At 46.9% G+C, this 13,310-nt stretch carries 12 protein-coding genes; all 12 read left to right on the top strand.

The window, feature by feature from the left end; translation table 11 throughout:
* Positions 1-913 precede the first annotated feature (913 nt).
* Positions 914-2,968 carry a polysaccharide biosynthesis protein gene (locus ACWGKN_RS12285; protein WP_452095348.1) on the top strand — a complete coding sequence of 685 codons (2,055 nt, stop codon included), beginning with the start codon at positions 914-916 and terminating at the stop codon, positions 2,966-2,968.
* Positions 2,969-3,149: 181 nt separating this feature from the next.
* Complete coding sequence (locus tag ACWGKN_RS12280; RefSeq protein WP_452095347.1) at positions 3,150-3,629, top strand: acyltransferase; 480 nt, start codon at positions 3,150-3,152, stop codon at positions 3,627-3,629.
* Complete coding sequence (locus ACWGKN_RS12275) at positions 3,616-4,026, top strand: sugar 3,4-ketoisomerase (RefSeq protein WP_452095346.1); 411 nt, start codon at positions 3,616-3,618, stop codon at positions 4,024-4,026. The genes ACWGKN_RS12280 and ACWGKN_RS12275 overlap by 14 nt, the downstream gene beginning before the upstream one ends.
* Positions 4,023-5,120 carry a DegT/DnrJ/EryC1/StrS family aminotransferase gene (locus ACWGKN_RS12270; protein WP_452095345.1) on the top strand — a complete coding sequence of 366 codons (1,098 nt, stop codon included), beginning with the start codon at positions 4,023-4,025 and terminating at the stop codon, positions 5,118-5,120. Before ACWGKN_RS12275 ends, ACWGKN_RS12270 begins: the two co-directional genes overlap by 4 nt.
* A 433-nt stretch (positions 5,121-5,553) precedes the next feature.
* The gene (locus ACWGKN_RS12265; RefSeq protein ID WP_452095344.1) at positions 5,554-5,703 is read left to right on the top strand and encodes a hypothetical protein; all 150 of its coding nucleotides are present in this window, start codon (positions 5,554-5,556) and stop codon (positions 5,701-5,703) included.
* Between the two features lies 1 nt (position 5,704).
* Positions 5,705-7,192: an O-antigen translocase gene (locus tag ACWGKN_RS12260; RefSeq protein WP_452095397.1), complete on the top strand. Its 1,488-nt coding sequence runs from the start codon at positions 5,705-5,707 to the stop codon at positions 7,190-7,192.
* A 41-nt stretch (positions 7,193-7,233) separates the two neighbouring features.
* Positions 7,234-8,115: a glycosyltransferase family 2 protein gene (locus ACWGKN_RS12255; protein WP_452095343.1), complete on the top strand. Its 882-nt coding sequence runs from the start codon at positions 7,234-7,236 to the stop codon at positions 8,113-8,115.
* 353 nt (positions 8,116-8,468) lie between these two features.
* Positions 8,469-9,383 (top strand): hypothetical protein, encoded by a 915-nt coding sequence (locus ACWGKN_RS12250; RefSeq protein WP_452095342.1) that lies wholly within the window; start codon positions 8,469-8,471, stop codon positions 9,381-9,383.
* Positions 9,380-10,594, top strand: coding sequence for a glycosyltransferase (locus ACWGKN_RS12245; protein ID WP_452095341.1), 1,215 nt, complete (start codon positions 9,380-9,382; stop codon positions 10,592-10,594). The genes ACWGKN_RS12250 and ACWGKN_RS12245 overlap by 4 nt, the downstream gene beginning before the upstream one ends.
* Before the next feature lie 16 nt (positions 10,595-10,610).
* Positions 10,611-11,111 (top strand): serine O-acetyltransferase, encoded by a 501-nt coding sequence (locus ACWGKN_RS12240; protein WP_452095340.1) that lies wholly within the window; start codon positions 10,611-10,613, stop codon positions 11,109-11,111.
* A 49-nt stretch (positions 11,112-11,160) separates the two neighbouring features.
* Positions 11,161-12,180 (top strand): glycosyltransferase family 4 protein, encoded by a 1,020-nt coding sequence (locus tag ACWGKN_RS12235; protein ID WP_452095339.1) that lies wholly within the window; start codon positions 11,161-11,163, stop codon positions 12,178-12,180.
* A 58-nt stretch (positions 12,181-12,238) separates the two neighbouring features.
* Positions 12,239-13,270, top strand: a complete 1,032-nt coding sequence (locus ACWGKN_RS12230; protein ID WP_452095338.1) for a polysaccharide biosynthesis protein — start codon at positions 12,239-12,241, stop codon at positions 13,268-13,270.
* The last annotated feature ends 40 nt before the right edge of the window (positions 13,271-13,310 follow it).

Below are 13,310 nucleotides of genomic sequence, written 5' to 3'. Positions count from 1 at the left end.
GAGCGTGTTTGATGTCATTTCGAGCGTGTTTGATGTCATTTCGAGCGCCAGCGAGAAATCTCGCTTTTCCATACAGACAGAAAAGACGAGATCTCTCCCTGCGGTCGAGATGACAGCGGGGGAAGGTCGCGACGGCAGAGGTGAAGGTCGGAGAAGACAACATAGGAAGGTCGCGATGACAGCACTCGTTCTCCCCGCTAGGGCAAAGGCCGAGATCCTGCCCCCCATGTCATTTCGAAGCGAAGCGAGAAATCTCCTTATCCCCGCAAGGGCAAAAACCGTAAATCCACCCCCCGCTGTCATTTCGAAGCGAAGCGAGAAATCTTGTGTTGCCGAGGATGCCTCTCTTACGGCGAGAAGATCTCTCCCTACGGTCGAGATGACAGCGGGGGAAGGTCGAGACTTCTGTGCTGAAGGTCGAGAAGACAACAGAGGAAGGTCGCGACGGCAACAGAGAAAGGTCGAAGATGACAATGCTCATTATCCCCGCTAGGGCAAAAACCGTGCAACCTCCCCCCGCTGTCATTTCGAAGCGAAGCGAGAAATCTTGTGTTGCCGAGAAAGCCTCTCTTACAGCGAGAAGATCTCTCCCTGCGGTCGAGATGACAGCGGGGGAAGGTCGAGGCGGCAGTGGTGAAAGTCGCGACGACTGTGGTGAAGGTCGAGGCGACAACAGAGGAAGGTCGCGACGGCAACAGAGAAAGGTCGAGATGACAATGCTCGTTATTCCCGATAGGGCGAAAACCGTGCAACCACCCCCCGCTGTCATTTCGAGTTTTTCCTTTGTCATTTCGAAGCGAAGCGAGAAATCTCGTTTCTCCACGCGAGCCTTCTCCCCGAAAAATATACCCCCCCCAATCCCCCATCAAGAGATTCAATTATCCTACCCCCAACCCAAACAGGATACAATCTCATGACTGCCAGGAACTCCCTGAATTTCAAACCGCTCTTGCTATCCCAGCTCAACGAGCACCTCCGCCGTTTACGGCGCCGCTGCCTCAGCCTCAACTTCTGGCTGGTCCTGACAACCGACGTCGCCCTGCTCATAACCGCCTATTTCCTCTCCCGCTACCTCCGCTTCGACGCCTTTCATCTCACCAAACCCACCAACCACTACATCGCAGTCATCCTCGTCATCCTCGCAGTCAAGCTGCCGATCTTCTACCTGTTCGGCCTCTATAACGGCATGTGGCGCTATACCGGCTTCCGCGACCTGCAGCGGATCGTCGGCGCCGCCCTGGTGTCGTCGTCGGTCATCATCACGATCATGACCCTGGTCGATCGCTTCCACGGCTATTCGCGGGGGGTGTTCATCATGGACGCGGTGTTCACCATCCTGTTCATCAGCGGCAGCCGGGCCTCGATCCGCATGGCCCTGCACCACAGCGCCTTGCGGCGGGAGGACCGGGTCGTCCGCCTCAAGCGGCTGCTGGTGATCGGCGCGGGCGACGCGGCCGAGAAGGCGACGCGGGAGATCGACGACAACCCCACCCTCCCCTACGAGGTGGTCGGCTTCGTCGATGACGATCCGGACAAGGCCGGACTGCGGATCCACCGCATCCCGGTGCTCGGCGGGGTCGACGACCTGCCGGAATTCGCCGCCCAGACGCAGGCCGACGAACTGCTGATCGCCATCGTCACCCTCACCGGGCCGGAGATGCAGCGGATCGTCGCCCTGTGCCAGCAGACCGGCCTGCCGTACAAGGTGCTGCCCGGCCTCGGCGAGTTGATCAACGGCCGGGTGTCGGTGTCGTCGATCCGCGACATCTCGTACAAGGATCTGCTCGGCCGGGAGGAGGTGACCCTCGACCAGGCCCGAATCGGCGACACCCTGCGGGGCAAGATCATCCTCGTCACCGGCGCCGGCGGCTCGATCGGCTCCGAACTGTGCCGCCAGATCATCCGCTTCGCCCCGTCCCGGCTGATCCTGTTCGACAGCAGCGAGGAAAACCTCTACGCCATCCAGATGGAACTGCTCCATGAATACCAGGTCGCCGATGCCGTGCCGGTGCTCGGCAAGGTCCAGGACGTGCGCCTGCTCGACATGGTCTTCAACCGCCACCGGCCGCAGGTCGTCTTCCATGCCGCCGCCTACAAGCATGTGCCCCTGGTCGAGAACAACCCCTGGGAGGCGGTGTACAACAATATCTTCGCCAGCCAGCTGCTGATCGAGGCGGTCATCCGCCACCGGGTCGAACGCTTCGTCCTGGTCTCCACCGACAAGGCGGTGCGGCCGACCAACGTCATGGGGGCCTCGAAACGGCTGACCGAACTGCTGATGCTGGCCTATGCCCGCAACAGCTGGGACGGCGGCTTCAGCCCGGCCTGGCGGCGGGTGCCGGAGACGGCGGAACCGGCAACCTACCGGGCCGAAGCGCCGCACCACGACACCAGGTTCATGGCGGTGCGCTTCGGCAACGTCCTCGGCTCGTCCGGCTCGGTGCTGCCGCTGTTCAAGCGCCAGATCGAGCTCGGCGGCCCGGTCACCGTCACCCACCCCGAGATCACCCGCTATTTCATGTCGATCGAGGAGGCGGCCCAGCTCATCCTCCAGGCCGGGTCGATGGGCGGCGACGGCGAGATCTTCCTCCTCAAGATGGGCGAGCCGGTCAGAATCGACCAGATGGCCCGGGACATGATCCGCCTGGCGGGCAAGGAACCGGATGTCGATATCGAGATCCGCTACTCCGGCCTGCGCCCCGGCGAAAAGCTGTTCGAGGAACTGATCACCGAGGGCGAGGGGATCGTCCCCACCGGCCATCAGAAGATCATGGTGCTGGGCAGTGACGGGATATGCTTTACCGACCGGGAACGGATGTTCGACGAACTGTTACGTTATGCCGGGACGTGTGATGGGGACGGGATCAAGGGAATTTTGAAGCAGATCATTCCGGAGTATACACCGTATCGAGAAACAGCGGTCACAAGCATGGATAAAGATGCCAACGAGGAAACATTGAGAAATTGAAGGGAAAGAAAGGAACTCGACAATCCGATTCAGCCTAGAAGACGTTTCGATTGAAATAGGGTTGTGGTGTTAAGAGGTCGATATTTTTAACGTTTTGTAGGGAATGGGAAGATTGATTTGCTCCGTAGGTTTCTAACCACCTAAAACGGTTTGAACAAAAAAAACTTAAAATTTATAACATATGAACGATGTCTTCATCCATCCGATGTCTGATGTCCAATCAGATCATATCGGAAATAGAACTCGCATTTGGCAATTTTGCGTAGTGCTTGGCGGCGCGGTGATCGGCGAAGATTGTAATATCTGTGCTCAATGTTTTATAGAAAACGATGTGGTCATCGGGAACCGCGTCACGGTCAAGAATGGGGTTCAGCTGTGGAATGGTCTTCGTGTTGGCGATGACGTTTTTATTGGCCCCAACGTAACCTTCACCAACGATAATTTTCCCAAAAGTGGCAACAAGAGTTTCGAACTTTTGCAAACAATTGTCGAACCCGGGGCGTCAATCGGTGCCGGCGCAGTCATTCTCCCCGGAATAAGAATCGGAGCAGGCGCCATGGTTGCGGCCGGTGCTGTCGTCACAAAAGATGTTCCCGTAGGGATGCTTGTACTCGGCAACCCAGCGACAATTTCAGGAGCGGTGAAAAATGTCACTGAGTGATTGTAAGATTCTCGACCTCCCCAAAATATCAGACCCTCGCGGTAACCTTACCTTCGTCGAAGGTGGTCAACACGTCCCTTTTGACATTCAGCGTGTCTACTACCTCTACGACGTCCCAGGCGGCGCGGAGCGTGGCGGGCATGCACACAAAGGTCTGCATCAACTCATCATCGCCATGTCAGGCAGTTTCGACGTGCTGCTCGATGACGGCAAGGAAAAAAGGCGCATTCACCTCAATCGTTCCTATAACGGTCTTTACGTCTGCCCCATGATCTGGCGCGAACTGGACAATTTTTCGTCTGGCTCGGTGTGCATGGTGCTGGCCTCCAACCGGTACGACGAGGGGGACTATTATCGCGACTACGCGGAATTCATGCGGGCGAGGTGGCAGGCGTGAGTATCCCATTCCTCGACCTCCACGCGGCCTACCAGGAATTGAAGGCCGAGATCGACGAAGCTATTGCCCGCGTCGTCGGTTCGGGTTGGTACATCGGCGGCCATGAGGTCGAACAGTTCGAAGCCGAATACGCTCAATATTGCGAAACGACGCATGCCGTGGGTGTCGCCAACGGTCTCGATGCCCTGCATCTTGCTATGCTGGCCATGGATGTCGGTCCTGGCGATGAGGTCATTGTCCCCTCCAACACCTACATCGCCACCTGGCTGGCGGTGAGCCATTGTGGTGCGACGCCGGTACCGGTGGAGCCGGTCGAGTCTACCTACAATCTCGATCCGACGCGTATCGAAGCCGCGATAACCTCGCGCACCAAGGTCATCCTACCGGTGCATTTGTACGGCCAGCCCGCTGATCTCGACCCGATCCTCACCATCGCCCGCAAACACGGCCTGCTCGTGCTGGAAGACGGTGCACAGGCGCACGGCGCGCGTTACAAGGGCAAGCGCCTGGGCGCTCATGGCGATGCGGTGGCATGGAGCTTTTACCCCGGCAAAAATCTTGGCGCGTTGGGCGACGGCGGTGCGGTTACAACCAACGACCCCGAAATCGCCGACCGTATCCGTGTGCTGCGTAATTATGGATCCCGCGCAAAATATGTGAACGAAGTGCAGGGCTTCAACAGTCGGCTCGATCCACTACAGGCAGCCGTTCTTCGGGTGAAACTAAAGTGCTTGGATAATTGGAACTCCCGTCGCTATACTCTCGCCATGTTGTATCTGGAAGGTTTGGTCGGCACCGACCTGATCTTGCCGCAAGTGTTTGAATGGGCCGACCCGGTATGGCATCTTTTCGTTATTCGTCATCCGCAGCGTGAGACACTGAAACAGCGCCTGACAGAAGCTGGTATAAGCACTTTGATCCATTACCCTATTCCGCCACATAAGCAACAGGCCTATGCTGGAGGCAATTTTCTGGCCAATGCTTTACCGCTAGCTTCAAGGTTGGCGAATGAGGTTCTGAGCTTACCGATGGGTCCGCATTTGAGTATGAAAGAAGTTACGCACATTATTTCACTGGTTTCATCAAGTGCTTGAAAAATTTTGCAAACGTATCATCAATTTGCTCTGCCGAGCTATCCAGTTGCCACGCCAGTTTCTCTATCGAGCTATTTCAAATAATTCGATAAGCGGAACATTGCGCCATTTTCAGCCTGGCCATTGTGTTGGAGACGGAAAGGTTAGCGTGAGAGAAAAACGTCAGCATTGGTTTTTCCTTTCACCGCTATTTCTTTCGACTTATGATTATATCGCTGCACGAAAGACTTCAGCATCGATATCAATTGGAGAGGGAACTTGGATCATTAATAATTTCTGCGCGATTGCGGAGCATGCATCCATAACGATCGGAAAACATTGTTTGATAGGTGTTAATGTTGAGATCGTTGGATAACGATTTCCATGGAATCAAGGTCGAAGATCGAGGAATTCGCTGGCGGAGTTGGCTAAACCTAAATGCATCGGAAACCATGTGTTCATTGGTTCTAATGTGAAAATATTGAAAGCGGTAAATATTGGGGACGGATCTCTAATCGCAAATGGCGCTATGGTAGCTTCAGATATTCCAAATAAAGTTATTGCTGGAGGGAACCCATCAAAAATCATCAGATCAATTGAATAAAATGAAGAATTCCTATCGGCAAATTCTGCGCTCGTCCTCAATCATCGGTGGTGCCTCGGTTCTCAATATCCTGATCAACATCGTGCGGATCAAATTCGCCGCAGTTTTGCTCGGTCCTTCAGGTGTCGGTCTGCTTGGTATGTACGGCCAAATTACCACTTTGATCTCTGCAATTACCAGCATGGGGATAGGTAAAAGCGGTGTACGCCAAGTTGCAGAATCTGTTGGCAGCAATGATGATGAGCGGATTGCCCGCACTGTTATCACTCTGCGCCGGACAGCATGGCTGACCGGTGGGTTTGGCATGCTATTTATGGTTGTTTTCTGTGTGCCGCTCTCGAGAATGACTTTTGGTACCAACGACTATGCTTGGTCCATCGCGATACTTGGTATCACCCTTCTTAGTGGGGCAATTGCCAGTGGTCAGGGATGCATTATCAACGGGACCCGCAGGATTGGCGATCTGGCCAAAATTAGCGTCATTGGGGCAATCAACGGGACGCTGATAAGTATTCCCTGTTTCTACCTTCTGGGGAATGAAGGAATCATACCGAGTTTGGTTCTCTCAGCGTTCGCCGTTCTTGTCACATCATGGTGGTTTGCCCGAAAAATACCAGTGAAGGCGATCACATTGCCCATGCGCGATACTTACGTAGAGGCGAGACAGTTGCTCTTACTCGGGGTCAGTTTCATGGGGGCCGGGTTGGTAACAACTCTGTCTGGGTATCTGATTCAAATAGTCATGATACGGCAGTTTGGCCTTGCCGATGTTGGCATATACCAGGCAGCTTTCAACCTATCAGGTGTCCTTGTAGGGTTTGTGCTTGGGGCCATGGGGGCAGATTACTACCCACGGTTGACCGCTGTTGCTAGCGATAACACTAGCATCCATCGGATGGTCAACGAGCAGTCGCAGATATCAATTTTACTTTCGCTGCCGGGACTGATGGCGATGATGATTTTTGCACCGGTCATTATCAATCTCCTTTATGCCTCATCATTCGTTACAGCTGTGCCAATCTTGCGCTGGTGCATTCTGGGGATTCTTGGGAGGGTTTTCTCATGGCCACTAGGTTTTGTCATTCTTGCCAAAGGGAGAGGAAAATTATTTTTTATCACTGAATTCCTTGCCGGTGTTATACATTTGGCGGGGGTATTCTTTTTAATCCGAATATGGGGACTCGAAGGTGCGGGCATTGCCTTCATGGTGCTTTATATCTTTTACACAGGTTTGATGCTGTTTGTAATGCACAGTATGTTTGGCGTTATCTGGGATAACCAAACGCTTAAACTTATGTCCTTTGCGATTATTGCTATGGTAGTGTTGATGGTAAACTGCACTTTTAATAATAATCTAATTATTATGTGGATAATTAATTTTGCCATTCTTGTCATTATAACTTGGTTTTGTTTGAAACAAATTACACAAAAAACCAGCATTGACATGAATAAACTTCTTAGTAGATTCAATAATATAAAGAAAGTTTAAAAAATCCTCATTGCTAAATAAACTTAAGGATGCATTTAAGTATGAAAAACCATTCACCATTAGTTTCAGTTATTGTTCCTTCATATAACCATGAACAATTCATTGAACAATGTATTGATAGTATTTTAAATCAAAGCTATAAAAATTATGAACTTATTGTTATAGATGATGGTTCATCTGATAATAGCCGTTTTATTCTCAATGATCTTCAAAAGAAGTACGGTTTTACTCTTGTTTTACAAGAAAATATGGGACTTCCCAGGACTTTAAACAAAGGTATTCAAGAATTTGCTAGAGGTACATTTATTACTTTTTGTGCATCAGATGATTATTGGTTGCCAGGTAAACTTGAAAAGCAGGTTTTTTTCATGGAGCAATATCCTGATATTCCAATGTGTTTTGGTAAGGCATATGTGGTAGATGAGGATAGTAATGTTATGCAAAAATCAACAATTTTAAAGAACAGAAAATTGAAAGGTGGTTATATTTTCAAAGATCTATTATTAATCAATTTCCATCCTCCTGTAAATTATCTTTTCAGGCGAAAAATCTTTGATGAATTAGGGTATTACAAAGAAAATATTTTTACTGAAGATCTTTATATGAATTTATGTATATCGAATAAATATAAAATTGGCTATATTGATGATTACTTAATTTGTTATCGTGAAATACAGAATGACAAAATAAAGCCACCTACTTTAAAAACATCTATCTCTCATTTAGAATGCATCAAAGGCTATAAAGAATCAGAAATTTATCCCGAAGCCATCAGGAGGTGGCATTTTAGGAACTTTACTATGTACTCAGCTTACAGAAAACATAAATTGCTAGCTTTCAAAGGTATGATAAATTCTGTTCGCTATTTTTACGAATCTATGTATTTGAAATCTATCGTCAAGTTGATATTGTTTTGGAAATGAAAATATTAAAATATAATTGTTCAAGCATCACAAACTTTATGATGTTAGGGTTCCTTTTTTTGTTCATATTTACTCCGCTTTTTGTGTTGCCATTTAATATTATACATATTCTTGCTATTGTTTCTCTTTTTTTCCTGTTAACTAAACATAAACAGGAATTTTTTCTCATATTGCGCGATAAAGGTCTATTTGTCTTTTTATTTTTTCATTTTTGCATAATTATATACAGTCTGGCTCTGTTTGTATTACACCCAGAGCATATTGACGTCATATACTATGCTGTTTCTACTATTATTGAAGTGTTGCCCTGTGCAATATTCATATCTATAGTATCCTACTATAGGAAAATTGATATGAATAAATTTTATGACATTATTCTGACTATGGGTATGCTTCAAGTTTTTTGTATTACATTAACTATAATTTTTCCTGAATTTCGAAAGTTTATTATCGATAACTCAGGAAGCGAAGGCCTTGAGGATGTTTTTACTAGAGTAAACGAGTTTCGAATATATGGTTTAGCAAGAGGGTATACATTTACGATGCCTCTTTTTCAAGGATTGTGCATAGTTATTGCTACTGCGCTTGGATTTTTTAAGACATCAAAGTATTTTTTGTTAATCCCGATCTATATATTTTCTATAGCAATTAATGCAAGAATTGCACTAATTAGTATATTGATTGTTCCTTTTGTGATTTTATTTATAGGTATTAAGAAAAATCCAGGGAAGAAAATTTTCGGATTAATAATTTTACTTGTTTCGATTTATTTTGTACCTCAGTTTATTAGTTATAAAGCTGATAACAGTTCGTTATACAGTACTTGGAGCTGGCTTAATTCAGGGATTGAGGAGATTATTGATTTTAAATCTGGAGAAATAGCAGGAAATCTATATGCTCTTACCAAAACAATGTGGTTCTATCCAGAAGGGATAGAATTATTATTTGGTACAGGAGTGGATGTATTTGGAGGTATAGCGAAGTCATCTGATATTGGTTATGTTATCAATTTGTATTATGGTGGGGTTATTTTATCAATATTGATATATATTCCATATATTGTTTTGCTTATGACATATTGCAAGGGAAATTTAATCGAAAGAACGGTCAATATATCAGTTTTGGTCTATTTATTTTTGGCTAATTTCAAGGGGAATGTATTCAGGCCAAACGAAATCATAAATGGAGTTTTAGTTTTAATAATTTTTTCAATAACTTTAAGAATTCTACATAAACCTGCAAGGTATGTTTCCCATCAGTGGAAATGATTTTTACGTCTTTATCATGTAATGAGGATATTTTGCAAGTAGCCTACGTTGGACCGTTTCTTTTCCCTTGGGGGCACCCAGGATCTCGCAGGGTTTGCGGTATGGCCCGTTCGCTTGCGGAAGTCGGTTACGATGTAGTCGTTGGTAGTGGTAGTGCCACGCCAATTGCTCCTATAAACCTTGATGAAGGTGAAATCCCGGGATCGATAACCTATGTTGGCCTGGGTGAATTGCCACCGCCTGGATCATCGATCTTAGCTAAATCTATGCAGATATTCATTCACTGGGGCAAAAAGACTGTCGCGTGGCTTGATGCACAACCGGTCAAACCATCGTACGTGATCGTTTACGGAGGCAGCGCTCAGTACATGTTTCGCCTTCTTCCCTGGTGTCGGCAAAACAATATTCCACTAATTGCAGACATTGTCGAATGGTATGCCCCACATCAATTGACTGGGGGATATTTTGGGCCATTTCATATCAGCGCCAAGATTGCGCTTAAATATCAATACTCAAAATGTGATGGCATAATTGCAATTAGTTCTTTTTTGAAAGAATACTACATCAAATTGGGCTGTAAAGTTATTTTGGTCCCACCAACCATTGATGCCAGCAGAGTTGGATTAACTCCTCATAACACAAGAGATAAAGAACACCATCTATCATTGATATATTCTGGTACACCAGCAAGAAAAGATTTACTTGGCAACATCATTCAAGGTATCAGCAAAATTGACCCTAATGGTCAATATATACGTCTATTAGTGATAGGTCCGTCGTTGGAACAAGTGAAGTTTCTCCTTAATGATTCCAATCCACCTCCTTTTGTAAAGATACTAGGTCGAATCCCTCAAAATGATGTTGCTGAAGTTTTAAAAGAAGCCGATTTCAGCGTATTGCTTCGGGAACCTCAGCGCTATGCTCAAGCAGGATTCCCAACAAAATTTGTTGAAAGTATGGCTAGCGGTGTCCCTGTAATTGCAAATCTGACTAGTGATCTTGGAGCATATTTACATGATGGTATTAATGGCCTGATTTGTAGTGACCATTCCGTAAATGCTTTTGCTGAAACACTCCAGCGTGCAATGCACCTTCCTTATATTGAAAGAAAGGAAATGCGCAATGCGGCTCGTAAAGAAGCTGAACGATCTTTTGATTTTAGAATCTATTCGATGAATCTAAAATCTTTTCTTTCGAAGTTAATGTTATGAAAATAGGTAAATTAAAATGTTTATTTTTGAAGACTGGGTATTTAATAAGCATGATTTAAAAATACGTATTGTTCTTGTTTTATTTAGGCTATCACAATTTATGTGGAAAAAAGGAAGATTGGTTAGAAGTTTAAGTATTCCATATTTTATATTATATCGTTTGTTAGTAATATATTTTTTTAATATTGAATTACTTCCTAACCTTAATATTGGTCGACGGCTTAGGATATTTCATGGTTATGCTTTGGTAATTCATCCTTCTAGCGTCATAGGTAATGATGTAACTTTACGACATTGTACAACACTGGGAAATAAGTGCTCAGGTGGTAAGGGGCCACAAATAGGTGATAGAGTCAATATCGGTTGTAATTCAGTAATTATTGGAGAAATACACATTGGAAATGATACAACGATTGGCGCGGGCTCAGTAGTGATTGAAAATGTGGCTGATGGTCAGATTGTTGCCGGCAATCCTGCTCGAATAATACACTCAAATGGTAACAATGGTATCAACTAACCTAATTGTGTGCCCTCCCAACACTAATAAATTCTATTCTGAAATAAGGGTGTTATTGATAGGCCCTCTTATTGATGAGATCGGAGGCACCACTGTTTCCTTTAAATATTTAATTAATGAACTGAGAAAAATGGATGATGTTATTATTACCGTTTTGTCAGTAAAGGGGATAAGAGGCGGTGGTTGGCGATCTATCCCAAGATTCCTAAATTTAATCAGTTCAGTAGCATTTTTGACACGAAAACATAACATTGTTTCTCTTCAGGTCAGTGTTACAGCAATTCCATATATCGGATTATTAATATTAGCTATATGTAGGCTTCTGAATCGACCACTGATTTTCAGAATGTTTGGTGGAATGGACCACAACGGTTTGAATGGAACTAGTAAATTATTGACGCGTCTATTTGCAAAAAATGTCGATATATACCTAGCACAAACAAAGTTGTTGATTCAATCTGCAAAAAATGAAGGTTTTACAAATTGCGAATGGTTTCCAACGTCGCGTCCTGTATCTGTGCGCCCGTCAATAATAAAAAAGCCATGTCGCCGATTTGTATTTGTTGGACAATTGCGATCTGAAAAGGGTTTGAAAGAATTGGCTGAGGCGGCTGAAAAGTTACCAGAAGGATTAGAAGTTCATGTATGGGGACCATGGACAGGCTTATCAGAAGATTTTTTTGATAGATTCAATCGTGTCAAAATGATGGGCGTTCTAGAGCCTGGGGAAGTATCAGCTAAATTATTAGAATATGATGCTTTAATTTTACCATCATATCTCAAAGCAGAAGGCTATTCTGGGGTTATTTTTGAAGCCTATGCTTCAGGTTTGCCTGTAATTGCGACGCAATGGTTGGCCTTACCAGAAATAGTAATTCATGAGAGGACGGGGCTCCTTGTAGAACCACGTAACTCAAAAAGCCTATTTGATGCCATGATTCGATTGTCTAAAGACGATAAACTTTACCATGCATTACGTGAAAATTCCCTTGAATATGTTCAAGAATTCTCAATGGAAAAACAGGCAAAGCGGTTTATTGAGTATTGCAGAAAAGTTTTAGTGGACTGATGCGCTTAGATTTAAATAACGGGCTAAGTTAGATTAATTTTTTCAACTGAGAGTACTCATGTTTAACTATAAAACATTACTCATAACCGGCGGTACCGGCACTTTCGGCAACGCAGTTCTCAACCGGTTTCTTGATACGGGTATCAAAGAAATCAGAGTCTTCAGCCGCGATGAGAAGAAGCAAGAAGATATGCGCATCAGTCTCGCCAATGCCAAACTCAAATTCTATATTGGCGATGTGCGCGACCCGGCCAGCATCATGGCGGCCATGGATGGCGTCGATTATGTCTTCCAGGCGGCGGCGTTGAAGCAGGTCCCGTCTTGCGAATTCTACCCGCTGGAGGCCGTGAAGACCAATGTGCTGGGGACGGAAAACGTCCTCAACGCGGCGGTGGCCTGCGGGGTCGAGAAGGTGATCTGCCTCAGCACCGACAAGGCGGTCTATCCCATCAACGCCATGGGGATCTCGAAGGCGATGATGGAGAAGCTGATGGTGGCCAAGTCCCGCTTCATCGATCCGGCCAGGACCACCCTGTGCTGCACCCGCTACGGCAACGTCATGGCCTCGCGCGGTTCGGTCATCCCGCTGTTCATCAAGCTGATCAAGGAAGGGAAGCCGCTGACGGTCACCGACCCCAACATGACCCGGTTCCTGATGTCGATCGACGATGCGGTCGATCTGGTCCTCTACGCCTATAGCCATGGCCGGCAGGGCGACACCTTCGTCCAGAAGTCGCCGGCCTCGACCATCGGCGATCTCGCCCTGGCGGTGCGCGAACTGTTCGGGGCCGACAACGAGATCAAGATCATCGGCACCCGGCACGGCGAAAAGCTCTACGAGGCCCTGCTGACCCGCGAGGAGATGGCCCGCGCCGAGGATCTCGGCGGCTACTACCGCATTCCCGCCGACAACCGCAACCTCAATTACAACAAGTACTTCGTCGATGGCCAGGAGGAGGTGTCGGCGGCCCGGGATTATCACTCGCACAATACCGAACGGCTCACCATCCCGCAGATCAAGGACAAGCTGTTATCGCTGCAGCTGGTACGAGACGAACTGGCGGAGTGGAATGACAGCATCAGGAATTGAGGGGTGGGTTCGCTGAACCCGGAGCAGGTCTAGCCCATCC

The sequence above is a fragment of the Desulfoprunum sp. genome, from assembly GCF_053613775.1.
The sequence above is the reverse complement of the archived record's forward strand: the minus strand, read 5'-3'. Positions and strand labels throughout refer to the sequence as shown.